The 22,996-nt window shown below is 64.9% G+C and carries 31 protein-coding genes, 1 pseudogene and 1 riboswitch; of the genes and pseudogenes, 18 read left to right on the plus strand and 14 right to left on the minus strand.

Annotated features, from left to right (window positions below):
* Positions 1–65: 65 nt before the first annotated feature.
* The 6 genes and pseudogenes from ACQPXH_RS15195 to ACQPXH_RS15220 all read right to left on the minus strand — a co-directional run bounded on the left by ACQPXH_RS15195 (position 66) and on the right by ACQPXH_RS15220 (position 3,950).
* A complete protein-coding gene (locus ACQPXH_RS15195; protein ID WP_433602977.1) occupies positions 66–1,256 on the minus strand; it encodes an acyl-CoA dehydrogenase family protein in 1,191 nt (396 codons plus the stop codon).
* Entirely contained in the window at positions 1,253–1,711 is a 459-nt protein-coding gene (locus tag ACQPXH_RS15200; protein ID WP_433602978.1) for a MaoC family dehydratase, read from the minus strand. Before ACQPXH_RS15200 ends, ACQPXH_RS15195 begins: the two co-directional genes overlap by 4 nt.
* Positions 1,712–1,737: 26 nt before the next feature.
* A pseudogene (locus ACQPXH_RS15205) lies at positions 1,738–2,178 on the minus strand (SDR family NAD(P)-dependent oxidoreductase); the annotation flags it as partial.
* Positions 2,179–2,270: 92 nt separating this feature from the next.
* Positions 2,271–2,393 carry a hypothetical protein gene (locus ACQPXH_RS15210; RefSeq protein WP_433602979.1) on the minus strand — a complete coding sequence of 41 codons (123 nt, stop codon included), beginning with the start codon at positions 2,391–2,393 and terminating at the stop codon, positions 2,271–2,273.
* 457 nt (positions 2,394–2,850) lie between these two features.
* Complete coding sequence (locus tag ACQPXH_RS15215) at positions 2,851–3,066, minus strand: DUF397 domain-containing protein (RefSeq protein WP_433602980.1); 216 nt, start codon at positions 3,064–3,066, stop codon at positions 2,851–2,853.
* On the minus strand, positions 3,063–3,950 hold the full coding sequence (locus tag ACQPXH_RS15220; RefSeq protein ID WP_433602981.1) for a helix-turn-helix domain-containing protein: 888 nt from the start codon (positions 3,948–3,950) through the stop codon (positions 3,063–3,065). Before ACQPXH_RS15220 ends, ACQPXH_RS15215 begins: the two co-directional genes overlap by 4 nt.
* 258 nt (positions 3,951–4,208) lie before the next feature.
* Here ACQPXH_RS15220 and ACQPXH_RS15225 point away from each other — a divergent pair, with 258 nt between their 5' ends.
* The 6 genes from ACQPXH_RS15225 (at position 4,209) to ACQPXH_RS15250 (ending at position 6,814) form a co-directional block, all read left to right on the plus strand.
* On the plus strand, positions 4,209–4,565 hold the full coding sequence (locus ACQPXH_RS15225; RefSeq protein ID WP_433602982.1) for a hypothetical protein: 357 nt from the start codon (positions 4,209–4,211) through the stop codon (positions 4,563–4,565).
* On the plus strand, positions 4,565–4,906 hold the full coding sequence (locus ACQPXH_RS15230; RefSeq protein WP_433602983.1) for a hypothetical protein: 342 nt from the start codon (positions 4,565–4,567) through the stop codon (positions 4,904–4,906). The genes ACQPXH_RS15225 and ACQPXH_RS15230 overlap by 1 nt, the downstream gene beginning before the upstream one ends.
* Before the next feature lie 18 nt (positions 4,907–4,924).
* On the plus strand, positions 4,925–5,179 hold the full coding sequence (locus tag ACQPXH_RS15235) for a hypothetical protein (RefSeq protein WP_433602984.1): 255 nt from the start codon (positions 4,925–4,927) through the stop codon (positions 5,177–5,179).
* Between the two features lie 14 nt (positions 5,180–5,193).
* The gene (locus ACQPXH_RS15240) at positions 5,194–5,364 is read left to right on the plus strand and encodes a hypothetical protein (protein ID WP_433602985.1); all 171 of its coding nucleotides are present in this window, start codon (positions 5,194–5,196) and stop codon (positions 5,362–5,364) included.
* Between the two features lie 171 nt (positions 5,365–5,535).
* The gene (locus ACQPXH_RS15245) at positions 5,536–6,513 is read left to right on the plus strand and encodes an Rpn family recombination-promoting nuclease/putative transposase (RefSeq protein ID WP_433602986.1); all 978 of its coding nucleotides are present in this window, start codon (positions 5,536–5,538) and stop codon (positions 6,511–6,513) included.
* Positions 6,514–6,580: 67 nt separating this feature from the next.
* Entirely contained in the window at positions 6,581–6,814 is a 234-nt protein-coding gene (locus ACQPXH_RS15250) for a hypothetical protein (protein ID WP_433602987.1), read from the plus strand.
* Positions 6,815–6,905: 91 nt separating this feature from the next.
* On the opposite strand, the gene ACQPXH_RS15255 is transcribed toward ACQPXH_RS15250, so the two are convergent.
* On the minus strand, positions 6,906–7,295 hold the full coding sequence (locus ACQPXH_RS15255; RefSeq protein WP_433602988.1) for a VOC family protein: 390 nt from the start codon (positions 7,293–7,295) through the stop codon (positions 6,906–6,908).
* Between the two features lie 178 nt (positions 7,296–7,473).
* On the opposite strand from ACQPXH_RS15255, the gene ACQPXH_RS15260 reads away from it, so the two are divergent.
* A complete protein-coding gene (locus ACQPXH_RS15260) occupies positions 7,474–7,779 on the plus strand; it encodes a hypothetical protein (protein ID WP_433603465.1) in 306 nt (101 codons plus the stop codon).
* Between the two features lie 179 nt (positions 7,780–7,958).
* Positions 7,959–8,342, plus strand: coding sequence for a hypothetical protein (locus ACQPXH_RS15265; protein ID WP_433603466.1), 384 nt, complete (start codon positions 7,959–7,961; stop codon positions 8,340–8,342).
* 2 nt (positions 8,343–8,344) lie between these two features.
* Here the strand turns inward: ACQPXH_RS15265 and ACQPXH_RS15270 are convergent, their stop codons facing one another.
* Complete coding sequence (locus ACQPXH_RS15270) at positions 8,345–9,052, minus strand: S1 family peptidase (RefSeq protein WP_433602989.1); 708 nt, start codon at positions 9,050–9,052, stop codon at positions 8,345–8,347.
* A gap of 171 nt (positions 9,053–9,223) precedes the next feature.
* On the opposite strand from ACQPXH_RS15270, the gene ACQPXH_RS15275 reads away from it, so the two are divergent.
* The 4 genes from ACQPXH_RS15275 (at position 9,224) to ACQPXH_RS15290 (ending at position 13,601) form a co-directional block, all read left to right on the plus strand.
* Positions 9,224–9,925, plus strand: coding sequence for a response regulator (locus ACQPXH_RS15275; RefSeq protein ID WP_433602990.1), 702 nt, complete (start codon positions 9,224–9,226; stop codon positions 9,923–9,925).
* A 152-nt stretch (positions 9,926–10,077) separates the two neighbouring features.
* On the plus strand, positions 10,078–11,010 hold the full coding sequence (locus ACQPXH_RS15280) for a HAMP domain-containing sensor histidine kinase (protein ID WP_433603467.1): 933 nt from the start codon (positions 10,078–10,080) through the stop codon (positions 11,008–11,010).
* Between the two features lie 582 nt (positions 11,011–11,592).
* On the plus strand, positions 11,593–13,284 hold the full coding sequence (locus ACQPXH_RS15285) for a DUF4153 domain-containing protein (RefSeq protein ID WP_433602991.1): 1,692 nt from the start codon (positions 11,593–11,595) through the stop codon (positions 13,282–13,284).
* A 173-nt stretch (positions 13,285–13,457) separates the two neighbouring features.
* Positions 13,458–13,601: a hypothetical protein gene (locus ACQPXH_RS15290; RefSeq protein ID WP_433602992.1), complete on the plus strand. Its 144-nt coding sequence runs from the start codon at positions 13,458–13,460 to the stop codon at positions 13,599–13,601.
* A gap of 37 nt (positions 13,602–13,638) precedes the next feature.
* Here the strand turns inward: ACQPXH_RS15290 and ACQPXH_RS15295 are convergent, their stop codons facing one another.
* Entirely contained in the window at positions 13,639–15,009 is a 1,371-nt protein-coding gene (locus tag ACQPXH_RS15295) for a purine-cytosine permease family protein (RefSeq protein WP_433602993.1), read from the minus strand.
* A riboswitch (TPP riboswitch) is annotated at positions 15,005–15,120 on the minus strand. Its footprint overlaps the gene before it by 5 nt.
* 183 nt (positions 15,121–15,303) lie before the next feature.
* Between ACQPXH_RS15295 and ACQPXH_RS15300 the strand changes: the two genes are divergently transcribed.
* Entirely contained in the window at positions 15,304–15,585 is a 282-nt protein-coding gene (locus tag ACQPXH_RS15300; protein ID WP_433602994.1) for a hypothetical protein, read from the plus strand.
* Here ACQPXH_RS15300 and ACQPXH_RS15305 read toward each other — a convergent pair.
* On the minus strand, positions 15,560–16,345 hold the full coding sequence (locus tag ACQPXH_RS15305) for a DUF72 domain-containing protein (RefSeq protein ID WP_433602995.1): 786 nt from the start codon (positions 16,343–16,345) through the stop codon (positions 15,560–15,562). The two genes, ACQPXH_RS15300 and ACQPXH_RS15305, sit on opposite strands and share 26 nt — an antisense overlap.
* Before the next feature lie 67 nt (positions 16,346–16,412).
* On the opposite strand from ACQPXH_RS15305, the gene ACQPXH_RS15310 reads away from it, so the two are divergent.
* Positions 16,413–16,571, plus strand: coding sequence for a hypothetical protein (locus ACQPXH_RS15310; protein ID WP_433602996.1), 159 nt, complete (start codon positions 16,413–16,415; stop codon positions 16,569–16,571).
* Here ACQPXH_RS15310 and ACQPXH_RS15315 read toward each other — a convergent pair.
* Complete coding sequence (locus ACQPXH_RS15315; RefSeq protein WP_433602997.1) at positions 16,565–17,668, minus strand: glutamate--cysteine ligase 2; 1,104 nt, start codon at positions 17,666–17,668, stop codon at positions 16,565–16,567. The two genes, ACQPXH_RS15310 and ACQPXH_RS15315, sit on opposite strands and share 7 nt — an antisense overlap.
* Positions 17,669–17,780: 112 nt before the next feature.
* Between ACQPXH_RS15315 and ACQPXH_RS15320 the strand changes: the two genes are divergently transcribed.
* On the plus strand, positions 17,781–18,377 hold the full coding sequence (locus ACQPXH_RS15320) for a DJ-1/PfpI/YhbO family deglycase/protease (protein WP_433602998.1): 597 nt from the start codon (positions 17,781–17,783) through the stop codon (positions 18,375–18,377).
* A 38-nt stretch (positions 18,378–18,415) separates the two neighbouring features.
* The gene (locus ACQPXH_RS15325) at positions 18,416–18,946 is read left to right on the plus strand and encodes a pyridoxamine 5'-phosphate oxidase family protein (RefSeq protein WP_433602999.1); all 531 of its coding nucleotides are present in this window, start codon (positions 18,416–18,418) and stop codon (positions 18,944–18,946) included.
* Positions 18,947–19,024: 78 nt separating this feature from the next.
* Here ACQPXH_RS15325 and ACQPXH_RS15330 read toward each other — a convergent pair whose 3' ends face one another.
* Both ACQPXH_RS15330 and ACQPXH_RS15335 read right to left on the minus strand, forming a co-directional pair.
* Positions 19,025–19,897, minus strand: coding sequence for a TIGR03619 family F420-dependent LLM class oxidoreductase (locus tag ACQPXH_RS15330; protein WP_433603000.1), 873 nt, complete (start codon positions 19,895–19,897; stop codon positions 19,025–19,027).
* 1 nt (position 19,898) lies between these two features.
* The gene (locus tag ACQPXH_RS15335) at positions 19,899–20,447 is read right to left on the minus strand and encodes a VOC family protein (protein WP_433603001.1); all 549 of its coding nucleotides are present in this window, start codon (positions 20,445–20,447) and stop codon (positions 19,899–19,901) included.
* Between the two features lie 99 nt (positions 20,448–20,546).
* Between ACQPXH_RS15335 and ACQPXH_RS15340 the strand changes: the two genes are divergently transcribed.
* Positions 20,547–21,191 (plus strand): TetR family transcriptional regulator, encoded by a 645-nt coding sequence (locus ACQPXH_RS15340; protein WP_433603002.1) that lies wholly within the window; start codon positions 20,547–20,549, stop codon positions 21,189–21,191.
* On the opposite strand, the gene ACQPXH_RS15345 is transcribed toward ACQPXH_RS15340, so the two are convergent.
* Entirely contained in the window at positions 21,181–21,831 is a 651-nt protein-coding gene (locus tag ACQPXH_RS15345) for an arsenate reductase ArsC (RefSeq protein WP_433603468.1), read from the minus strand. The two genes, ACQPXH_RS15340 and ACQPXH_RS15345, sit on opposite strands and share 11 nt — an antisense overlap.
* 902 nt (positions 21,832–22,733) lie before the next feature.
* On the opposite strand from ACQPXH_RS15345, the gene ACQPXH_RS15350 reads away from it, so the two are divergent.
* Positions 22,734–22,979, plus strand: a complete 246-nt coding sequence (locus tag ACQPXH_RS15350) for a hypothetical protein (protein ID WP_433603003.1) — start codon at positions 22,734–22,736, stop codon at positions 22,977–22,979.
* Positions 22,980–22,996 lie beyond the last annotated feature (17 nt).

A 22,996-nucleotide genomic window follows, 5' to 3' on the forward strand; every position in this document is an offset into this window, starting at 1 on the left:
CGGCCTCGACAGCCGATCGGGATCGTCGGCCTCGACCATGTCGAGCAATAGCGAGATGCTCGAACTTACAGACGGTAGTCGCGCAATACGCCCTTGCTGATGATCCGTTTCTGGATCTCACTGGTGCCTTCGCCGATCAGCATGAACGGCGCCTCGCGCATCAGCCGCTCGATCTCGTACTCGGTGGAATACCCGTAGCCGCCGTGGATGCGGAAACTGGCCTGGGTGACTTCGTTGCAGAATTCACTGGCCAGGTATTTGGCCATGCCCGCGGCGACGTCGTTGCGTTCACCGGAATCCTTGAGACGGGCGGCATTGACCATCATCAGATGTGCTGCTTCGACTTTGGTTGCCATCTCCGCCAGAGAAAAGCCGATGGCCTGGTGCTCGACGATGGGTTTGCCGAAGGTAGAGCGCTGCTGGGCGTAGCGGGCGCCGAGTTCGAATGCGCGAACGGCTATTCCGCAGGCGCGCGCGGCGACATTGACCCGGCCGACTTCGATGCCGTCCATCATCTGCTTGAAGCCCTCGCCCGGAATGCCGCCGAGCACCGTGTCCGCGGCCGCGACGTAGTTGTCGAACAGCAACTCGGTGGTATCGATGCCCTTGTAGCCCATTTTGTGGATCTTGCCGGGAATAGTCAGACCCGGCGCCACCTCGCCGTATCCGGCGGGCTTTTCGATCAGGAAGGTGGTGAGGTTGTCGTGCGGACGTTCGCGCCCTTCGTCGGTGCGGACCAGAACCGCGACCACGGTCGCTGTCGAGCCGTTGGTCAACCACATCTTCCGGCCGTCGATGACGTAATCGCCGGACTCGTCGCGGATCGCTTTCGTGCGAATGGCGGCCACATCCGAGCCGAGTTCGGGCTCTGACATCGAGAACGCACCGCGGATCTCGCCCGTGGCCATCCGGGGCAAAAAGTGTTGCTTCTGCTCCGGAGTGCCGTGGTGCTGAAGCAGATACGCCACGATGAAGTGGGTGTTGATCACCCCGGAAATACTCATCCAGCCCCGTGCGAGTTCTTCGACGCAGAGCGCGTAGGTGAGCAGCGATTCGCCGAGTCCACCGTATTCCTCCGGGATCATGAGGCCGAACAGCCCCATCTCCGCCATGCGGTCGACGATGGCCTGTGGGTAGGTGTCGGCGTGTTCGAGTTCCTGAGCGCTCGGAATGATCTCCTTGTCCACGAAGGCACGGACGGTATTCAGGATTTCGGTCTGGATCTCGGAAAGACCGTGCGTTCGTGCGAGTTTCACAGCCCCACCACCGTGATCGTTTCCGCGACACACGCCGGTTTGGGCTGTCCGTCGTTCTCGATGGTCCAGCGGGCGGTCAGCTGTACCCGGGTCTGTTCGACGCGCAGGTCCGCGATGGTCGCGGTGGCGCGGACGCGGGTGCCCGCGCGAACCGCCGACGGGACGCGAACGGTGTTGCTGCCGTAGTTGATTCGGGCCGTGCCGAAGTCGAGGGCGTAGGTGTCGCGGCCCAGCAGCGGGCTCAGTGAGAGCGTGAGGTCGCCGTGAGCGATGATCGCGCCGTATGGTCCGTCCGCGGCGCGCCGCGGGTCGACGTGGATCCACTGGTCGTCGCCGGTGGCTTCGGCGAAGGCATCGATTCGCGCTTGGTCGACAGTCCGCCACGGTCCCGGTCCGATGGATTCCCCGACCGCGGTACGCAGTTGGTCCAACGAGGTGAATACGCGCTTGGTCATGCCACCCTTTCGAAGACGGCGGCGAGGCGCCCGCCATCGACAATGTGTCGGGCGCCGGCGACGACGGTATTCCAGGTTCCGATGACATTGACATCGATGACATCGCGGAACGATTCGGGGGTGATCGCGACCCAGGTTTCCGGGACGCAGATTCCGGCGTTGGCGATGGTGTCGAGGCGACCCGGGGTATCGATGCCTTCGTTCACGGCCTTGCGCAATCCGTCCTGGTCCCGGATGTCGACAGTGGAGGCAAGTATGCGGCGGCCGGTCGCTTCGACCAGGCGCACCGTCTCGGCGAAATCGTCGGGCGTCGCCGAATCATAGGGAACCGCTGGCGGGAGTGGGCCCGCGACGACTGCGGCGATGATGTCGGCGCCTTCGGCAGCCATGCGCACCGCGTGCGCGCGGCGCTGGCCTCGCGCTGCTCCGGTTATGAACGCAACCTTGTCCGTGAGTCGGCCGGTCACTTGCCCTCCTCTGCCTGCGGCGTCGCTTGCGAAGGGATCATATCCGCCAGTAGAGAACTGGCCTCTCGTAACCGTATCGTCGATCCGCCGAATTATCGGTCCAAGCACAGATCTTCAGCGCCGGCCATGGCGTGGCCGGGGTACACGACATCGTCGCCGTCGCGGACCTCGTCGATCGTGTCGAACGGGAATTCGCCGGGCGTGTGCTGGGACATCCGGTCGTCGCACGCCTGGTCGACGACAACCAACTGAGAACGAACTCCCGCAACAACCGCATCCCACACCCGATCGCAATGGGGTGGATTCGCCGATGCCGCGCAACAAGCAATGCGCGCCCCGTCCGGATAGGTTGCCTCGCTATCAGGTCCGGCTACGCGCCGGGCGTAGTCGAAATGTGGCTCGCCACATCGTCCGACACCGCAATTCGACTGCGCTCGACGGGTCGGTGCCACACCTGAGACTCGGTTACGGGAGAAATTATTGGATGCGGCACTGTCCTCGGGAGCTTTCGCGTGCCGATTCGCGCGCCGTGCGTGTGCGGGGCGTGACAAAAGGTGTGCGAGAGCATATGTCGTTTGGAGGGAACCTATTGGACGAGGTATCCGGGAAAAGGGGACGGCCTCAGTCCATTGCGTTGGACTGAGGCCGTTACCCGCGATCAGTTCGAGGTTGTTACGTTGTGGGGCGGGTGAACTCACCGTCTTGCACGCCCGCGGTGAAGGCGTCCCACTCGCCGGGGGTGAATACCAGTGCCGGGCCGGTCGGATTCTTGCTGTCGCGAACTCCTACGCCACCGCCGTCCAGGAATGCCACCTCCACACATTCGTGGTTTCCGGAGCTGCGGGTGCTCTTGAACCATTTCGCACCTGCTAGGCGGTCATCGCTCACTGTGTCGAGTCCTTCCGTGCTACCTGCCGCAGCAGTGCCCTACTGGCCACCGCATCCAGCGCTGTGTGCTGGATCGTCGCAGACGCCCGCCGGTGCAGTTCGACGTCCGTCTCTTCCTCAAGGTACATGTCACCGGAGTAGTTCTCGACGTAGACGACGGTCGGTTCGGATACGCCGTTCGGTTTGGGTTCGAAGTCGAGGATTACGAACGGTCCGACCGGTGTGCCAAGCGGAAACCCTGCCTTGAACGGCAGGATGCGGATCGAGATGTTCGGGTTGGTGCTCATGTCCGCAAGATGTCGGCACTGCGCCGCTGTAATCGCCTCGCTTCCGACGATTGTGTGCAGAACACATTCGTGCAGGACGAGATCGACGATGATCGGCGATTTCTTGCGGGTGAGGATCTTCTGGCGCTGCATCTTCAACTCGATCCGGCGCTCGTGCTCCTCCTCGGCTTCCTTCGGGAAGTGGATCCGGTTCAATGCGCCGGCGTAATCGGCCGTTTGGAGTAGTCCGGGCACCAGATCGGGTCGCCAGATCTCCATCGACCGCGCGTCGGTCTCCAAGCGCATGTAGACGTCGAGGTTGGCTCGAATGAGATCGTTGTACGGGTCGTACCAAGTCTTTTCGGCCACCTGCCGAGCCAGCTCGATCATGGCCGCGACTTCATGGTCCGGAATTTCGAGGATCTTGCCGAGCTCGACGAGATCCCGGTCCAGCACCTTGCCGGGTTCTCCTCGTTCGAAGCGCGCGTACCTACTGTGGCTCCACTGCATCGCTTTCGCGACCGCCTCCTGGGTGAAGGACGTATTCGCCTCCCGCTGTCGGCGCACGAACTGTCCCAGCTGGCGTCGTGGCAGTGAAGTGTGTCCCGCAAAGACCATCGCAGCTCCTTGGCACTATCAGAAATGACAGGGGTCGACTGTCATAGTGGCAGGCGCCCTGCGGTTTTGAATCACTTTTTGAGAGATGCTGATTCGGCAGTGTCATTTTGACGGTCGAGTGATCTGATGGAGACGCCCGGGCGGAAGGCTTTGATGCGAGAACCCGCCCCGCTGGCTCGACGGTTCCACCCCATTCGCGACCGGGTGCCCAGAAGACTCAGTACGACCGGAGGTTCGCAAATGATAACGAACAAGCAAGTGGCAGAACTGGATACACGCCGAAGTGCGCGGCCGAAAGCGGTCGGATTCGTGCGCGGTGAGGTGTCCGGACTCGCCGCACCCGAGCACGCGAGCGCCGTGACGCGGCACGCCGCGTCGTTGGGTTATCAGTACGTTTACACGATACGGCCGCCACAGGACACCCCCGATCCGATCGAATATGCCCTCGGTATCGCGGCCGGGCTCGATGTGGCCGCGCTCGTTGTCTACGACCTGGCTCATGTCGACGATCAACCGGCGCGGGTATGCGAGGATTTCGATCTCGAAACCGTCTGCCCCGCAACAACTTGGGCGCGGTCGGCGGGTCCGGAACCGTGTGCGGTGGGTGCGGCGTAATGAGCCAGGAGCTCACCTTCACCCTGCCGGAGATCTGCGAGTGCGCAGACATCGAGCTGGCGCACGAGCTGATGCGCAGGCACCGTACCTGCCGAATTCATCGGTGCGCGTGGAAGGCTGCGGCGTACTACACGCTGGTCGATGCCGGACGGCTCGTTCCGCAATCGGTGACCCCGCGCGAGCGGACCGCCGCCCGGGGGATCGCGTTCCCTCCGTTGGACACCGAGCCGCGCGCCCTTCATGGGCTGCCCGTGCGCACATTGCACGAGGTACTGGCCAAGCTCAATGGGCTGGCATCGCCGATCTCCGGCGTACGCGTGAACGATCACGACAACGACTGATTTCGAACGGGGGCCGGAATGAGCGAACGTCGCACCGAGGTCGACGGCTGGCACGCGGACTGGCGGATCGATCGCCACCGCATTCGAATAATGCTGGTGCGCAACCTATCCGAAGCGCAGCCGCTGCTGTCCGCCGCAACACCTGCCGTCGCACCAGATCTGGCCGACCTTCGCGAGCGATTCCCGGAACTCTCCCGGTTATGGGATGCGATACGGCACGAATATTGGGTCGAATTCTTTGTCCCCCAAGAACATTCACAAGGCACTATCTAGCGAAAGGATATCCGGTGACTTCCGATCCGGAATCGGTCCGAGAGCAGCAGCTCGCCAGTCGCGCCGAACGAGCAGGTTACCTGCTGGTGCGCGATCAGCGCTGGACACTGCTCGACGCGGAAGACGGCGAAGCGCTGTATACGACAGCGTCACTTGACCTCATCGAGCAATGGCTGTCCCAATGACACATCCGGCGGATACGCACCGCGCCCCGGCAACCCGGTTCGCTGATAGCTGTCCGACAATTCGACTCATCCCGAGCGGTCAGGGGCGAGTAACCCGGCGCGTGAATCAACCTGGCGTGCAACGTCGCTCGCCCGGCTGCTGTGTCGGTGGGCGGTAGTACGGTGCGCCACATGGCCGCGAACCCGTCGAACCCGCACGACGCCTACTTCCGCAATGTGCTCGGCCGACCCGCCGAGGCCGCCTCGGAGCTACGTGTGGTGTTGCCGAGGGAGATTGTGGCGCGCCTGGATTGGGGCACTCTCGAGGTGCAGTCGGGTACGTTCGTGTCCGACGAGTTGCGGTCCCGCCAGAGTGATCTACTGTTCCGAACCCGCCTGGACGGTCGCGACGCATTCGTCTACATCTTGTTGGAGCATCAGAGCCGCAGCGACAATCTGATGCCGTTCCGGATGCTCGAATATGTCGTCAGCATCTGGAACCATTACCTGCGCTCGCACCCTCATGCTCGACTGCTGCCGCCGGTCATTCCGGTGGTCGTTCACGTCGGCCCGACCGGCTGCCGGTGGACGGCACCGATGGACGTAGCGGAACTGATCGATATCGATGCCGACACCCGGGCTGCGCTCGGGGACTACCTGCCCCGGATGCGGTACGTGCTCGATGACGTCAACGCCCTCGATCTGTCCGCACTACTGCGCCGGCCTCTGACGCCCGCGGCCAGAGTCATGCTGTGCCTGCAGAAAATCGCATCGGGCAACCCCGACCTGGTCGTGCAACTTCGGCCGCTTGTTTCCGACCTGGCCGCCATCCTCGCAGGTCCAGGCGGGAAACAGGCCTTCAGGGCCATCGTGAAGTACATTATGACCGTCGGTGATCTGAATCCCGACGACCTCGATCCCCTCACCGATCAACTCGGGTACGAAGCCAAGGAGGTCATCGTGACTACCGCTGACAGATTGCGCGCAGAAGGTGAGGCGCGTGGTGAAGTGCGCGGGCGTGCGGTGACGTTGGTCGAGCTGTTGACCTTGAAGTTCGGTCGGCTGCCCCCGTCGGTCGAGCAGGCTATCCGTGATGGCGGGTTGGAGCAGTTGAAGGTGTGGACCGCGCGGGTGTTCACGGCGAGCAGTTTGGACGACGTACTGGCCTGAGGTGCGGGCGCTACTCGATTACGCCCGCGCCGATCAGTCGATTCGTGTCCGAACTAAGGGGATCATCGTGACTACCGCTGACAGGTTGCGCGCAGAAGGTGAGGCGCGCGGCGAAGCGCGTGGTGAGGCGCGCGGTGAAGTGCGCGGGCGTGCGGTGACGTTGGTCGAGCTGTTGACCTTGAAGTTCGGTCGGCTGCCTCCGTCGGTCGAGCAGACTGTCCGCGATGGTGGATTGGAGCAGCTCAAACTGTGGTCTGCGCGGGTGCTCACGGCGAGCAGTCTGGACGACGTCCTGGCCTGAGTGGGTTTTCGCATCGATCGCGCTGTCGATGACCAGCAGGCAAAGACACCACCACCCCCAACAGCACAGCCGGTGGGGGTTAAAGACAAGCTCAGGGGACGACTTGGCCGATACCGAGCAGGTTGCCCTCGCTGTCACGGAACCACGCGCCCCGCTCGGCACGCCCCTTGCTCGGATAGTTGCCCTCGATGTCCATGATCCCGTTCACGGTGCCGTCGTATTCCTCGAACACCACGCCAGGGGCACGCAGGTCCGCGACGGTTGCCTCGATGTCATCGACATAGAAACCCATCTGGGTGAACGAGCCGTCGGACGCACCGGCGGAGGCGAACAGGCAGAAGACACCCGTCGCACCTGCATAGCGCAGGCCGCCCTCGCGTTCCTCGACCGGTTCGAGGCCGAGTTTCTCGGCGTACCAGCGGCGGGCTCGGCCCAGGTCCTTGGTGGGTATGCGGGCTTCGATGTGTGCGTTGCTCAGCATCCTCGTCATGGTAGCCAGCCGCACGCACGGTATGGGCCAGATCCCTGTCGCCTCTGATTTCCCAGCCGGGCGACCGTACATGCTGGAAGACTCGTGGGTCGAAACGGTCACTGTGACTGAGGGAGTTTGCGACGTGGAGTTCGTGTACAACATCGTCGTCGTCGCCCATCTGCTGGGTATGGCTGCGGTTGTCGGCGGGTATGTCGCCGGGCAGCCGGACGTACCCGAGCTGATGGTGTGGGGTGCGCGGGCACAGCTCGTCACCGGTCTGATCCTGGTCGGTATGGCGGATTCGATCGATTCGCTCGGCAAGGATCCGAATATGGCGAAAATCGGCACCAAATTGGTCATCTCGGTGCTGGTTGCTGCATTCGCCGAGATCGGTCGCGCGGATGCCAAGAAGGGGAAGCCGGTGCCGTGGATGACGCACGCGTCCGGTGGTTCGGCGATCGTCAACGTATTCGTCGCGGTGCTGTGGACCTGATCTGCTGGGGCGCATGGACTTTCGACATCGCGCCACCCGCGCGGCACCTTCGTTACAGGACGGAAGTAATGGAGGGCATCGAATGCGGGTCGATATCGAATTCACCAGCGGCGCAGTGACATTGCGGGGCTGGCTCTTCCAGTCGGAAGCGGTCTCGGGCCCGGGTCCCGCTGGTGGTGATGACACACGGTTTCGCGAGCGTCAAGGAATGGGTTGCCCCGTTCGCGGAAGTGTTCGGCGAAGCGGGCGTGGCTTGTCTGGTGTACGACCACCCTGGATTCGGGACGTCCGATGGCGAACCGCGTTACGAGGTCGACCCCGTCGCTCAGGCGGATAACACCTTCGGGCGAGTGGGTCGCGCCGAGCCTGGAACAGCGACGGCGTCGACAGGGGCCAGCGTGTGGCCGAGGGCGCTCAGGTGTAGCCGGTCCGCGGCCCGTACGCATGGATGTGTAGTGGCGGCGCCGGGTTCGACGTCGATGAGGATGACGCCGTATCTGCTCGACAGTCGGCGCATTTCGGCATCGAGTGTACGAACGGATAGCCCGGAATTGGGCCCATGAACTCAGAGTGGCCGGAATCCGGTACCGACGGCGTCCGACTGATTCATCTCATCCAGGATCACGCCGATGTCGACCGCGACGGCCGGATCGTGCACGGCCGGCGCGGCGCCGCAGGCGACGTCGAAGACGGTCACGCCGGCCACCACGATCCCGATGTGCCCGATATTCATCCCGACCAGGCGGTCGCCGAGGGTGACCGGCCCGCCCGAATCGCCCGGCCTGGAGCAGAGCTGGCTCCGGAACCACCACTCGTGCGTATCCCACACCACACCACAGTCGAAGCCGGAGGTGCGGCCGTTCTTGCAGACGATATCGCCCGGTCGCGGCGGTGCGCCGATGCCTCCGATGAAGGTCTGCGCCACCTGGCGAACCGGCGTGACCTTGGTGCCGTCGAATTCGATGACGGCGTAGTCGTTGCTGTGCCCGACCGCGGCGACGGTGCCGATGATGCCCGCCTGCTGTGTCTCGGCCTGGACGGACATACCGATATCGGCACAGTGGCCGGCGGTGAGTCCGACCATCCGGCCGGCTCTGTCATAGCCGATCGTCGTGACGGTGCATACCGCTCGGCCCTCGATCAGGATGCCCGAGCCGCCGCCCACTGTCGCCATCTGCGCGGCCGTCACGTCACCGGGTAGCCCCGAGGGCGCGATGACCGCGATGACAACGGCCACCAGCACGCGTATCCCGATCCGGCCCATGGCAACCATGTCGCTAACTGTGCGCCGTGGTCGCAGCTTCTCGTGTGCGCTTTCGTTGCAGGTGGGAAACAGTTTGATGTCGCCGGCTGTGTTGTCCTGCTCGAGCGCGCCTGCGGTGCACACGGAATCTCCACAATTGACGCGGGTTCTCTCCACAGCGAATGACTAGGGTTTCGGTTCATGGAACAGCACGCGGCGGGCAATGGGCAGGCGGCGCGACGGATTCTGGTGGTCGACGACGAGGTGACCATCGCGGAGTCGGTGGCGGTGCGTCTGCGAGCCGAGGGTTTCACTGTTGATCTGGCGCATGACGGGCCGGGAGCGGTCGCGACGGCCGAGGCGGTGGTGCCCGATCTGGTCGTACTGGATGTGATGCTGCCCGGCTTCGATGGTCTCGAGGTGTGCCGCCGCATCCAGGCCGCACGTCCGATCCCGGTTCTCATGCTCACCGCGCGTACCGATGAAACCGATCAGCTCATCGGCCTCGGTGTCGGCGCGGACGACTACTTGACCAAGCCGTTCTCGCTTCGTGTCCTCACCGCTCGCGTGCATGCCCTGCTGCGCCGGGTGGATCGCGTCGCCGAGCGTGACGGCGCCACCATCGTCGTCGGCGATCTACGCATCGATGTGGACCAGCGTCGTGTGTGGCGCGCCGATATCGAAGCGCAACTCACTCCGCTCGAATTCGACCTGCTGGCTCGCCTCGCGCGACGTCCCCGCGTGGTGCTGGCCCGGGAACGATTGCTCGAAGAGGTGTGGGACTGGGCCGACGCCGCGGGCACCCGGGCGGTCGACAGTCATATCAAGGCGTTGCGTCGCAAGCTCGGCGCGGACGTGATTCGCACGGTGCACGGTGTCGGCTACGCGTTGGACGCGCAATGAGCGATCACGCCACCGAGGATGTCGTGCGCGCGGGGACGCAGCGGCGCGCAACTGTTTCGCGGAGGCTGCGTGGCATATCGGACGCGGTAGCGGAAGTGGTGCCGCGACCGCTGGATCCGGTGAAATCGATCAAGCTGAAGTTCGCGATTCTGATGCTCGGGTCGGCTGGCGTGGCGTTCGGGTTCTTCCGGCTGCGGATCGGCTGGTTGCCGCCGAAGACGACGATCGCGGCGACGGTGATCGCACTGATCACCTCGCAGATCCTCGCGCACGGCACCACTCGGCCGCTGCGCGAGATGACCGCGGCGGCCAAGCGGATGGCGCAGGGCGACTACACCCGCCGGGTGCGGGCCAGCTCCCGCGACGAGGTCGGCCAACTGGCGGTGGCGTTCAATCAGATGGCCGCCGACTTGGCCGCCGCCGACCAACAGCGCCGTGACCTGATCGCCAACGTCTCCCACGAACTGCGCACCCCGATCACCGCGCTGAATGCGGTGCTGGAGAACATGGTCGACGGTGTATCCGAACCCGACGACAAAACCCTGCGCACCGCACTCGCGCAAACCGAGCGCCTCGGCCGACTCGTCTCCGAACTGCTCGACCTGTCCACCATCGAATCCGGCGCCCGCGCCCTCGACCGCGAAGAACTCAGCGTCACACCGCTGTTGGCCGAGGTCATCGCCGAGGCCGAGGTGGCCGCGGCGGCGCTCGGGCGCGGCGTGCGCTTCCGCACCGATGTGCAACCAAGCAGCGCAAGCGTTTTCGCAGACCGTGCACGTCTGCATCAGGTGCTGCTCAACCTGCTCGACAACGCCGCCCGCCACGGACCTGTGGGCGGAGAGGTCCGCATCGAGGCCCGCGTCGACCGCGGTGGTCTCGTCATAGACGTTCAAGACCAAGGCCCCGGCATCCCGATCGCCGAGCGCGCCACCATCTTCGACCGCTTCACCCGCGGCGGGCGCACCGATGGTGGCGGTACTGGCCTGGGCCTGGCCATCTCCCGCTGGATAGTCGATCTGCACGGCGGCACCATAGCCGTCGCCGATCCCGGCTCCCGGATCCGTGTAGTACTTCCCGCCCCGTAACGCATCCCAACGTTCCGCAACCCGGACCACGAGGTCCCGGGACAATGTCGCACACCTCAAGGAGGGCACCTCATGCCAGACCAATCCCACCCAGAATCACCCATGCCACCCAGACCGATATCGGAGCCGAAGGTACAGGCCGATTCGGACGCGGCGAACGCTGCCGACTCTTCGGCCGAAGCGGGGACACCGTCCGAACCTGACAACCTGTCCACCATCGAATCCGTGGGTGATGCGCCGACCGCAGTCGAGTCCGGCGGTGATTCGGTTGCGGAGACAGTCGAGGCATCGACCGCCTCGTCCGCTGAACGGGCGTCGGACGCATCGGATTCGGTAAGCGAGCGTGTGGTGCAGTCGGGCGAACCCACTGACATGTCGACGGCGGATCGGGGAGTGCCGTCGAGTGGTGCGGCCGAGGCGTCATCAGGAACAGCGTCGATTGCGCCGCCTACCTGGCCGAGTGTGTGGTCGAGCGCTTCGAGTGTGCCGACGAGTCCGCCATCGAGTGCGTCGCCGCCCATGATGCCGCCGGTTCCGCGGCCCGGCTCCGCGTTGCCACCGTCGCGACCCTGGCCTGTACAAATGCCGCGATGGCGGCGCATCGCCTGCCCGCCAAGCGTATTGCCCGCCGCGGGCATCGCAGGTCTCGCCGGCGCGGTGTTCATCCCATTGGACCGCCCCGGAATCGGTTGGGTACTCGCCGGTTCGGTGGCAGCGGCCGCGGTATTCACGGTGGACCGTCGCGCTCGTCGTACGGCAGGAGCGGCCGTCTCGGCACAGCATTCGGCCGCGTCCGAGGAGACGAGGCGTGATCCGGGACGCGTGGTTCCTGAGATACCCGGTGGTCGGACGCTACTCGAAGATGCCGGCGCGCCGTCCGATCGATCCGACGTGAACAGCGCCGGTTCGGTGGGCGCCGATGCGGCTGCGATACCGAATTCGCCGGAATCGCCCATCTCGAAAGGGGCTGAGCGCGGATGGGGGAGCACGGATCCGGTCGGTCGTACGACTGTGCAAGACGGTGGTGCGGAAGCCGATCCCGCTGGATCGGTGATCGGTGCTCGCGCTGTGAATTGGGGGCGGGTGTGGTGGACGACCCTGGCGTTGGCGCTGCTGGCAGTCGGGGCGGTGCGGGCGGCCGAGTGGCTGTTCGCGCTGTGTGTCGTCGGGGCTGGGGTGGCCGGGTCGTTGGCTGTTGTCGGGCGGCGTTCGGTGTATGGCGCGTGGTACGACGTGATCGCGGTGCCGTTCGAGTCGATCGCGGGCATTCCGTGGGTGTATTCGGCATTCCGGCGGATCGGCGACGGTCCGGCGCGCCGGTCGTGGCGAGCCGGGATATCGGCTGTGGTGACGCTGGCGTTGTTGGCGGTTTTCGCGCCGTTGCTGGGCGGCGCCGATGCGACATTCGCGAAACTGCTCGACGCGGTGACCCCGGATATCGACGCGCCATCGGTTGTGCAGTGGATCGTGCTGTTCGCGGTGCTCGGGCTGGGCAGCGTCGGGGCCATGTATCTGCTTGCCGGTCCGCGAGCCGCAGCGACGGGTGCACCGTCGGGTCGAGGCCTGCGACGGTTGGAGTGGGCACTGCCGGTGGGCGCGTTGACCATCTTGTTCGCGGTTTTCGTCGCCGCTCAGTTCGTCGCGCTGTTCGGCGGTGACGACTACGTGCAGCGCACCGCGAATCTGACCTACGCCGAATACGCGCGCAGCGGATTCTGGCAGCTTTCGATCGTCACCATCCTCACCCTCGCGGTAATCGCCGTTGTATTGCGTTGGGCTGCACGGGAATCCGCTGCCGACCGAGCCTGGCTGCGGATGCTGCTGTGCGCGATCGGGGTGCTGACGCTGATCATCGTGGCCTCGGCACTCGGCCGCATGTGGACCTACCAGCAGGCCTATGGCTTCACGGTCATGCGCCTGCTGGTCGAGGTATGCGAACTCTGGCTGGGGCTGGTGTACCTGTTGATGATCGCCGCTGTCCTTCGCTCGGACGGCACCTGGCTGCCGCGCGCCGCCATCGGCACCGCCATGGCGACACTGTTCGCACTGGCCGTGCTCAACCCGGAAGGCCTTGTCGCGGACCGGAATATAGACCGTTGGGAGCACGGTAGGAACCTCGACACGGGCTACCTCGGCGGGCTCTCACCCGATATCGTCTCCGTCGTAGAGCGGCTTCCGGAACCGCAGCGTCGCGAAGTGCTCTCCGCGATCCGCCGCGATCTCGACGACGATACGTGGCAGGGGTGGAACCTGTCGCGCGCGAACGCCCGCTAGGTCGGGTGCATGGACTCAGCGCCGGTTTCTGTCCTGATCCTGCGGATTCGGTGTGGCAATGGGCGCTGAGTTCGACGGTATGCGCTAGTGCGGCGTGAGCAGCCCGGGTGCGTCCATCGTGTCGACTCCGCCAGGATAACCACATCGCATCACGCCCCCGCGACACTGACCAAGTGTTCGTCGGACCCGCTCGTCAACAGAACATCCCCACCTTTCTGTCACTGGCGGCCGAGGTCGAGCACTGGTTCGGCCCGATGGTCGAAGCACCCGGCTTCCACGAGGCCTTGGAAACAGCATCCGGCGCGGCGCGGCCCTGATCGCATTCTCAGGACAGCGTCCGCGTTGGTCCGAGGTCTAATCTGACTTGCGCAGCAACGCAATCCGCCCCACGCTCCAGGCGACCACTACGGCCGCCAAGAACGACAGCAGTGACGCGCTCATCCACGCCTGCTCGGTGAAGTGCAGCTTCTTCTGCACGTCCACCCAGAAGTCGGTCCACACTCCGGCGTCGCCCGGGTTGATCAGCTGGTAGACCGAAAGTCCCACCAGCCAGGCGAAAACCATGCCCCACCGTGACGGCGCATTCGCCGAGGTATCCCATTGGTCGCGCGCCCGCAGGAAGAAGTCCGCGACGAGCACGCCGAGCAGCGGCACGAAGACCGACCCGATCAGGCCGAGGAAGCCGAAGTAGTTCGCCATGTTCAGCCGCAGCGCCAGCAGCGTGATGAGGATGCCGAGACCGATCGAGAGCAACCGGCGGTCGATTCGCGGCGCGAGGTTCTGGATCGAGACGGCCGTGGAGTACACATTCGCGAACGACTGGTCGGCCTCCCGGAATACGAAGATGAAGAAGAACACCGCTCCGAGGGTGACCGTCAGGAAGGGCGAGTACACCCCGCCGTCGCCGGATGCGAGCGCCAATGCGAACAGGCCGAGCACATACGCGATGATCTGGGTGAACGCATACGCCCCGCTGGCCGCGCCGAATGCCGCGCCGGTGCTGCGGGAGTGCCGGGTGTAGTCGGCCGCCACCGGCACCCACGAGATCGACACCGCAAGGGCCGCATCGGTGGCGACCCAGAACAGATTCCAATCCACGCCGAACGGTCCGCCGCCTTCGGTGCCCGGGTTGGTGGTGAGATCCGGCAGACCTGCGCGGACGAACTGGATGTAGAACCAGACCAACGCGATCACCACGCCGGCGGTCACGAACCGCCGCAGCATTCGCACCGAACCGAGCGGCCAGATCGTCAGCACCGTCGTCAGCACCCCCGCGGCGACCACGTAAACCCAGTGCGGGCCACCGTCGAACAACTCTTCGGCCGCATTGCCGATGACGATCAATTCGAAGGTGCCCCAACCGATCAGTTGGGCGATATTGAGCAGTGTCGGCAGGTAGCTGAGCTTCGCGCCGAACAGTCCGCGCAGCAACATCATCGCGGGCTTACCGGTCTTGGCCCCAGGTACTGCGGCCAGGCCGAGCATGAGCCCGCCGATTACCGTGCCGATGATCATCGCGAGAATGCCCGCGGCGATGGAGATCTGGGCGCTGCCTTCGGAATTCGGCGCGAGCACCGTGTACGCGCCGGAGAATGCGAACAGGCTGACCCCGAGATTCGCCCAGAACGCGCTCTGGTCCCAGAACGAAAGGACCTGCGGTGCAGGCTGGTCCAGGGTCAACGGTGCTTCGCGCCGCTCGGATCGATCGATGGTGGGTGCAGACATCCCGGTACCGCTCTCCCTACGCCGGCATTACCCGGACAGGTTCATGCGGTCGGCGAAACGTGGGGTCCGCCCTCTCAGCCCGGCCGTGCCCGAGCTCCCGCGGTGGGGTTATTCGGGCGAAATGCTACACCCGCGCATCGGCGCGCCGGGCCGCGCCTTCGGACATTCCAGACAGGTTCCGCCGAGACCGCCCGAAAATCTCAGCCGCCGCCCATACTGTCCGGGTATCGATGTGGTTATCGCTCGGTTATCTGTCACTCATCGCCCGCCTCTACCTGGAATGAGTACGCGCCCATGATGCTGATCACCTTGCACGAGACCGTCCTTGCTCAACTCGGGAATCCGACGCCGGAGGCCCCGCCCAATTCGGAGAAGATCCTGCAGATGGTCCGCTACCTGACCTGGTTTGTTCTGCTATCGGGTGTCTCCGGAATCACCTACGCGGGCGGCAGATTCGCGTGGGAGAAGTGGAGCGGTGGCACCCTGGAATCCCCGAAGATGCTCGCCGGAGCAATGGTCGGCGGTGTCATCGCGACCAGTGCGGGCACAATCATGAATGCTGTTGTGGGGAGCTGAAATCCGTTGTGGGTGTTCGACTGACGGTGGCTCCGGCCGTGGCCGCGGCGCGCGCGAAGACGACTGCGTCGCGAACCGCGGCACCGCCGGGATCATTGTTGAAGTAGACGTACACCTGCTCACGATCCGACCACGTGTCGGCCAGCCGTCGCGCCCAACTGGTGAGTGCCGTGCGTCCGTAGCGCGGTGCGGGTGTCGCACGTCCGGAATGCAGTCGCAGATAACCCCAGTCCGTCGTGCGCCACAGCGGCGCGACGGGACGGGACTGGACGTCGGCCCAACACAACGTCGCGCCGCATTCCGTCAGTACGGCACGAACTTCGGGAGTCCACCAGGACTCGTGCCGAGGTTCGACCGCGATCGGGATGTCGGGCGGAAAACAGCGTAGGCAGGCGTCGAGCAGTACCGGATCGACCCGCAGCGTCGGCGGAAGTTGCAACAGCACCGGTCCCAGCTTGTCGCCCAGCGCGCGGGCGTGCTCCATCAAGCGTGCGACTGGTTCCTCGGGTTCGCGCAGCCGCTTGATGTGGGTGAGGAAGCGGCTCGCCTTGACCGCGAAACAGAAGTCCGGCGGCGTCCGGTCCCGCCATGCCGCGAAGGTCTCGCCGCTGGGCAGTCGATAGAAGGCATTGTTGCTCTCGACCGTCGCGAAGCCCGCGGCGTAGGTTTCGAGCCACACACGCTGCGGAAGATTCGCCGGATACAGCACGTCGCGCCAGTCCCGGTACTGCCAACCCGATGTGCCGACGAGTAGGGGCATACCTCCATCGAAGCACCTTCCGATGGCCACCATCTCAACTACGCTGTGTAGTAGATATGGGAGCGCAATGAGCGAGCAATCGGTGGTCCAGCGGCGAATCGACTGGACAAGGTGGAGTTTTCTGCAGTGGGCCGTCTTCGTGATCGGTGCGACGCTACTGGCGATCGTCGCCGTACAGGTCGTCCGGTACCGCGGCCTGCGTCCGGTATTCGGCCTGTCTCAGTAGCACCCTTCGAGGGTGGCGGCGGCGACCACATCGATGACGTCGCTGACATCGTCGTGCGCGCGCATAGCGGTGCGTTGGCGCCGGGCGCCGTTACCACGTGCAAGAACCGCTTTGACGGTATCGGCGACGAACTGCTGGTCACCCGACTGCTCGAGCGCGGGGGTGAGGTAGTCGACGAGCCCGGCCACCAGGGAGTGGGCCGGCAGGGCACGGCCGCTGATCGTGTCGAGTCCGTCTCCATCGAGGCCGGATCGGGCGGCCTTCCAATATGCGGCCCGCAAAACCTCCGCGGGCACTGGTGGCGGTGGCAGCCCGTCGTGTATCGCAGTCTGGGCCATCACGACCGCGGCGCGAATCAGCGTGGCCAACAACGCTGTTTCTTCCACCGTCGCCGGTACATCACTGACGCGCACCTCGACGGTCGGGTACGTGGCCGAGGGCCGCACATCCCAATACACCATCGCGGTATCGAGAATGCTGCCGCTGGCGAACATCATCCGCACCATATCGTCGTAGTCCGCGACCGAATCGAAGAACGGTGGGGGCCCGGCACTCGGCCACCGCCGCCACATGATGCTGCGCCAGCTGGCGTATCCGGTATCGGTAGCGCGGTAGACCGCCGAATTGGCCGTCAACGACAACAACACGGGTAACCAGGGCCGCAAATAATTCCCGACCCGCACCGCGATATCACGTGAAGGCACCCCGACATGGACATGGCAGCCGCACAAACCCTGCTCATGGGCGAGCAACCCGAAATGGTGTTCGATGAGTCGATAGCGCGGGGTATCGGTGACCGGATAGGCATCCGGCACCGTGGGCGGCACCGCCACCGCGAGCAGCCTGGCACCGTTCTTCTCCGCGCAACTCGCCACGTTGCGGCGTAGTCGGCGCAGGTCATCGAGTATTTCGAGGGTCCGGGTGTGCACCCCGGTATTGATCTCGACCTGACAGCGCGTCAACTCCAACTGCAGATCGATGCCGACGTCGGCGGCGGCCGACGCGACTTCGACATTCCGCGGACTCGGCGCACCCGTGATCGGATCCGCCAGAAGGAATTCCTCTTCCACGCCGACAGTGGGCAGGGCCGCGGCCATTACTGGAGTTTACTGCGCAAATCGCTGATCCGGACGGCTGCTGGAATCGTTTGAGTGCCCTGCGCCGGGGTAGGCCGACCGTAGTGAAGGATCGGCGAGAAAGGGGTCCGGTATGTCCGAGGAATTGCGCGGTGTGCGCGCATTGGTCATCACCGCGAATACCGGCGTCGAACACGACGAGCTGCTGGTGCCGCTGGGCTGGTTGCGCGGACATGGCGCCGTCGCCGTGCACGCGACCCCCGAACGTAGCGAGGTCCAGACTTTTCGACACGATGTCGACAAGGACGAGGTCGTGCAGCCGGATGCGGCGCTCAACGATCTCGAGGTCGACGATTTCGACCTGCTCGTCGTGCCGGGCGGAACTGTGAACGTGGATAAATTGCGCGTCTGCGATCGCGCCGTGGAAGTGGCACAACAGTTCGTGCGGGCAGGCAAACCCGTCGCGGCGATCTGCCACGGTCCATGGCTGCTCGTGGAGGCCGACGTCGTCGCGGGCAAGACCCTGACGTCCTATCACTCGCTGCGTACCGATGTCGTCAATGCCGAAGGGCGCTGGATCGATCGGGCGGTGGTACGTTCGGACGAGAACGGCTGGCCGCTGATCACCTCCCGCAGCCCCGGCGACCTCACCGAATTCACCGAAGCGATCGGCGCCGAGCTCACCGCGGCCCAGTCGGCCCAGGCCTTCGTCGGCGATGAAGTCTTCTGACACCGGTGAGTTTCCCGGACACGGATCGTCCTACTGATATGCACACCATCAACCTCGCCGACCGCTACGAACTGCCGCCGATCGATTGGGACGACATTCGCGAACGACTCGACGCGAGCATCGAACAAGCCCCCGGCGCCGGGGGCCCGGATCGGCACACCTGCTGGCTGACCACGATCAATCCCGACGGCAGCCCGCACGTCACCGCCGTCGGCGCGCTGTGGGTGGACGGCGCCTTCTGGTTCACCACCGGGGCCCGAAGCCGCAAGGGCCGCAACCTGGCTCGCGATCCGCGCTGCTCGATGAGCGTGGCCACCCACGAATTCGATCTGGTCGTGGACGGTACCGCGACCAGGATCGCCGATCCCGCCGCCGTCGCCGATGTCGCCCGGCGCTGGGCCGACGGCGGCTGGCCCTGTCGCGTCGACGACACCGGCGAGGCGCTCACCGCGGAATACAGTGCCCCCTCCGCGGGTCCGCCGCCTTGGCATGTCTACCGCCTGACCGCGCTCACCGCCACGGCACTGTCCACCGTGGAACCCGGCGGAGCGACCCGCTGGCGGTTCTGAGGCGCCGCACCTCCATTGCCCGTCAGGTAATCGTGTCGGGGCTGGCGGCTTTCCTGGGATCGGCGGGGCCTTACCGGTTCAGCTCGTCTTCGCGATGACCTTCTCCGCGAACCGGGACAGGTGCGCGATCTTGGTGTCCAGCGATTCGGTATCCGGTTCGGTGGTGTACGGGTAGCGGAAGCCGACGATCACGTCGGTAACCCCCTTGTCCTCCAACCGCTTCACACCGTCCACGGTGAATCCGTCCAGGGAGATGACGTGGATCTCGAAATCCTTGCGGGTGCCGTATTCGGCGCGCAGGACATCGAGTTTCGCGAGCAGCCGGTCCAATTCGGCCGGCTCGCCGCCTGCATGCATCCAGCCATCGCCGCGCTGGGCCGCGCGCCGCAATGCCGGGCCACTGTGTCCGCCGATGAGGATCGGAATCGGCTCGGTGGGCACCGGGCTGATCTTGATGGGCGGCAGATCGTAGAACTCCCCGTGGTATTCGAAATAGCCGCCCGCGGTGAGTCCGCGCACGATATCGATGCACTCGTCCATGCGCGCGCCGCGGTGTTCGAACGGGACACCCATGATTTCGAAATCATCCGGCCACGGACTGATGCCGACACCGAACCCGAACCGGTTCCCGCTCAGTGCCGCGATCGAGGCGGCCTGCTTGGCAACAAGAACCGGTGGGCGGATGGGCAGTTTCACCACGAAGGGCGTCAGCCGCAGCGTCGTCGTGGCCGCCGCGATGGCCGCCGACAATACGAAGGCCTCGATGAACGGTTTGTCCTCCAGGAACTCCCGATTGCCGTCGGCGGTGTAGGGGTAGGTGGCGTCGGATTCCTTCGGATAGGCCACGCTGTCGGCGATCGTCATCGATGTGTACCCGGCCGCCTCCGCGGCCCGTGCCAGCGGCACATAGAAGGTCGGGTCCGTCATCGTCTCGGCATAGGTGAATCGCATCTCAATCGCCTTCCGTACTTTCGGCGCCGCGCGCCCTGTTCGATGCGGCGGATGAGTTCGAAAACCCCTCTGGGGTCAGATAATCGAACATCGCTTGCATATCCGCCGACAGCCGCATGAGCTCCACGGCGGAACCGAGTGCGCCGCCGTCGAGATAGGTGAACTCCATCCCTACGCCCTCGAACGCACCGCGCGCGAGGATTTCGGCTCCGCTCGCCTTCGCCTCGGCCAGCGCCGCGTCATAGTCCTCGGGCACCCACGCGACGTGATGCAGTCCGGGCCCGACTCTGTCCAGATGTTCGGAATACAAACTGGTCCCGGACTTGGGCTCGATCAACTCTAGCTGCTGCCCGCCCGCATATCCCAATGCCACCGTGATCGTGTAATCGGCGGGCGCGCCACGCAATTCGCACGACTGCGGCCCGAAGTGCACATCTGGGACGGTGAACCACTTCGCGACGCCGAATCGCTCGGTGAACTCGCGTTGGGCCGCCTCGATATCGCGCACCACCCAGCACAGCTGGAAAATCGGGCCCCGCGTGATGGTCATCGGATCACCTCGACTCTGCTGCACGAAGACTGCTTGGTATCGCCCAATTAAGCACTAACACTTAAGGTAGTCAACACTCGGATTTAGTACAGTGTTGACATGGCCACCGAGGATCCGCGTGCCGCACTGCTCGACGCGGGCGAACGACTCATCGCCGAACGCGGCGTGGACGTCCCGCTCCGCGATATCGCCGCGGCCGCGGGCCAACGCAACAACTCCGCGGTGCACTACTACTTCGACTCCCGCAGCGGTCTGCTCGAGGCCATCGTCGACCGTCGCATGAACTGGCTCGAAGACCGCCGAATGGGACTTCTCGCCACATACGAGGCCGAGGGCGCCGCACACGAGATCCGCACGCTGATCGCGATGCTCGCCGCCCCCATCCTCGAACTCATCTACACAGCACAGGTCACCCACTACGGCCGCTTCCTCGAAGTCGTGCGGGCTCACCCCGTGATCGCCGATGCCCGCCGCCTCGCCGGCGCCGACCGCGCCGCCGTGCGCATCATCGCCACCCGCCTGGATGCGGCCCTGCCGGAACTGCCACCCCGCCGACGCCGCCAGCGACTGGAAACCATGGCGACCGTCATGTTCGCACTGATCGCCGACTACGAACGCGCACTGGAAGCGGGCGTGCGCACGTCTGCCCCTGACAGCGACACCGCCGAGATCATCGACATGATCGTCGCGATCCTCACCGTGCCGGTGCGCGAAGCGACAACGAGGGGTCAGGTCAGGAGATGATCGGGAGGTCGAGGCTGGCCAGCAGATCGATCACACGCTGCCGGATATCGTCGCGGATCGGTCGCACCTCGGCCACCGGTAGCCCGGCCGGATCGTCCACGCCCCAATCTTCGTATCGGATGCCGGGCACCAGTGGGCACACGTCGCCGCACCCCATGGTGACGATGATGTCGGCGGCCAGGATGATCTCGTCGGTCCAGGTCTTGGGGAACTCGTGGGAGATGTCGATGCCCACCTCCGCCATGGCCGCGACCGCTGCCGCGTTGAGTGCGCCGCTCGGCTCGGACCCACCGGACCAGGCCAGTACCCGACCCTGTGCGTAGTGCTCGAAGAAGCCCAGCGCCATCTGCGAACGTCCGGCATTGAATGTGCACAGGAACAGCACCACCGGGATAGCGTGCTCGACGCGGCCCTCCACCTTGGCCCGCGCGTGCAACTGCTGCCGGGCGAAGCGTTCGGCGAGCAGCGGCACGTAGAGCTTCACCGGCGCGCGTGCCGTGATCTGCGAGTAGGAGTCGTGCAGGAAATGGTGAATCGTGTTGGCGTCGAACAAGATCGTGAACTCGCGGTGCAGTCGCCGCTCGGCACGGGCGAGCGCCGTGCCGTGCACTATGTCGAGGAGTCGGTACGCCGGGGTGATCTCGGCGTAGCCGGCCCGGTTCGTCCGCTCGGGCGTAGGCACAGTAGTGAGGGTGACACCGACGCCCCTGCGCGGCAACCAAACTGAGGATGAACCGTATCGAACCCGCAGGCCACAATGTGGCGTATCGCCGAAGAAACCCCTCGATACCGCGGGCGTCGCGAAAACCGTTAGCGCAGAGAACCTTCCGCGGAGGGATCGATCATTGCGTCACGATGGCGTGTTCGGGACAGGCGCTCGCTGCGTCGGCGACGGCCTCCTGGTACCGGGTAGGAACCGACAGATCTCCGGTTGCGGCATAGCCGCGTGCGCAGCGACTCCTCGATGAAAGCAGCGATCAGGCTGCGGTTTTCCCGTAGCAGTCGCTGGAACTGCGGGCGTTCGGCGAGCACCCGTACCGCCGAGCTCAGCAGTTTGGTGACCGTTTCCTGCCCCGCCGCGAACAAGAAGGTCGCCGATCGCACGATATCGATGAGATCGGGTAGTTCTCCGTCGAGGTAGGTCGTGGACGCAACGATGCCTCAGAAATTGGCATTGCTTTCCTCGTGATGTGGCCCAGGGCAGCCCGGCCGTGAATAGGCTCCGCGACCGGCAGCGCCACATCAAGGCACCCAAGGGTGCGGTCAGCGCCCCGCTGCCCCTGATGAGCACGCAGATGTCCGGTTCGGAGAAACCGGTGGGGTGGGCGATGTCCACCCCATGGGTGGCTATCGGCGACTGCACACGTGACCGAATCTATTTACGCAAGCCGACGAAATCTCACACCAAGGGAGGACACGCGTCCTGTGCATCTCATCGCCGTCATTGTGCTGACCACAGTCATCGCCGGGCTCGTGCGCCGGTTGGTGATTCCGAAGCGAAGTCACAGCCTGACTGCTCTCCCTAACAGGCCACAGCACCGGATGCCGAATCTCGTTTACGCCCCGGTGCGTCCGATGCGGCTGCGTGGCCCATTTATCGCACTCACCGCGCTCTGGTCGGCGCTGCTGGTCACCGAGATCGCAACGAATCCGGACGCGAGCAATCCGATGCTCTACATCTATTTGCTCGCGCTCGTCGCCTCGGCCGTCAACCTCACCGCAATCCACCTCCAATGGCGGTTCGCGGACGGAATCTTCCACCATCCTGCCCACCCACCGGCTATGTGAACCACGGTCGTGGGTCA

Source organism: Nocardia sp. CA-135953 (genome assembly GCF_050955735.1).
Lineage (GTDB): Bacteria > Actinomycetota > Actinomycetes > Mycobacteriales > Mycobacteriaceae > Nocardia.

Bases quoted from the DNA above. Each gene is read 5' to 3' on its own strand.
- ACQPXH_RS15200 (WP_433602978.1), bottom strand. From the start codon at position 1,711: ATGACCAAGCGCGTATTCACCTCGTTGGACCAACTGCGTACCGCGGTC.
- ACQPXH_RS15210 (WP_433602979.1), bottom strand. From the start codon at position 2,393: ATGTCCCAGCACACGCCCGGCGAATTCCCGTTCGACACGATCGACGAG.
- ACQPXH_RS15220 (WP_433602981.1), bottom strand. From the start codon at position 3,950: ATGGTCTTTGCGGGACACACTTCACTGCCACGACGCCAGCTGGGACAG.
- ACQPXH_RS15230 (WP_433602983.1), top strand. From the start codon at position 4,565: ATGAGCCAGGAGCTCACCTTCACCCTGCCGGAGATCTGCGAGTGCGCA.
- ACQPXH_RS15235 (WP_433602984.1), top strand. From the start codon at position 4,925: ATGAGCGAACGTCGCACCGAGGTCGACGGCTGGCACGCGGACTGGCGG.
- ACQPXH_RS15245 (WP_433602986.1), top strand. From the start codon at position 5,536: ATGGCCGCGAACCCGTCGAACCCGCACGACGCCTACTTCCGCAATGTG.
- ACQPXH_RS15255 (WP_433602988.1), bottom strand. From the start codon at position 7,295: ATGCTGAGCAACGCACACATCGAAGCCCGCATACCCACCAAGGACCTG.
- ACQPXH_RS15260 (WP_433603465.1), top strand. From the start codon at position 7,474: ATGGCTGCGGTTGTCGGCGGGTATGTCGCCGGGCAGCCGGACGTACCC.
- ACQPXH_RS15265 (WP_433603466.1), top strand. From the start codon at position 7,959: ATGACACACGGTTTCGCGAGCGTCAAGGAATGGGTTGCCCCGTTCGCG.
- ACQPXH_RS15270 (WP_433602989.1), bottom strand. From the start codon at position 9,052: ATGGTTGCCATGGGCCGGATCGGGATACGCGTGCTGGTGGCCGTTGTC.
- ACQPXH_RS15275 (WP_433602990.1), top strand. From the start codon at position 9,224: ATGGAACAGCACGCGGCGGGCAATGGGCAGGCGGCGCGACGGATTCTG.
- ACQPXH_RS15280 (WP_433603467.1), top strand. From the start codon at position 10,078: ATGCTCGGGTCGGCTGGCGTGGCGTTCGGGTTCTTCCGGCTGCGGATC.
- ACQPXH_RS15285 (WP_433602991.1), top strand. From the start codon at position 11,593: ATGCCGCGATGGCGGCGCATCGCCTGCCCGCCAAGCGTATTGCCCGCC.
- ACQPXH_RS15295 (WP_433602993.1), bottom strand. From the start codon at position 15,009: ATGTCTGCACCCACCATCGATCGATCCGAGCGGCGCGAAGCACCGTTG.
- ACQPXH_RS15300 (WP_433602994.1), top strand. From the start codon at position 15,304: ATGATGCTGATCACCTTGCACGAGACCGTCCTTGCTCAACTCGGGAAT.
- ACQPXH_RS15305 (WP_433602995.1), bottom strand. From the start codon at position 16,345: ATGCCCCTACTCGTCGGCACATCGGGTTGGCAGTACCGGGACTGGCGC.
- ACQPXH_RS15310 (WP_433602996.1), top strand. From the start codon at position 16,413: ATGAGCGAGCAATCGGTGGTCCAGCGGCGAATCGACTGGACAAGGTGG.
- ACQPXH_RS15315 (WP_433602997.1), bottom strand. From the start codon at position 17,668: ATGGCCGCGGCCCTGCCCACTGTCGGCGTGGAAGAGGAATTCCTTCTG.
- ACQPXH_RS15320 (WP_433602998.1), top strand. From the start codon at position 17,781: ATGTCCGAGGAATTGCGCGGTGTGCGCGCATTGGTCATCACCGCGAAT.
- ACQPXH_RS15325 (WP_433602999.1), top strand. From the start codon at position 18,416: ATGCACACCATCAACCTCGCCGACCGCTACGAACTGCCGCCGATCGAT.
- ACQPXH_RS15330 (WP_433603000.1), bottom strand. From the start codon at position 19,897: ATGCGATTCACCTATGCCGAGACGATGACGGACCCGACCTTCTATGTG.
- ACQPXH_RS15335 (WP_433603001.1), bottom strand. From the start codon at position 20,447: ATGACCATCACGCGGGGCCCGATTTTCCAGCTGTGCTGGGTGGTGCGC.
- ACQPXH_RS15340 (WP_433603002.1), top strand. From the start codon at position 20,547: ATGGCCACCGAGGATCCGCGTGCCGCACTGCTCGACGCGGGCGAACGA.
- ACQPXH_RS15350 (WP_433603003.1), top strand. From the start codon at position 22,734: ATGCCGAATCTCGTTTACGCCCCGGTGCGTCCGATGCGGCTGCGTGGC.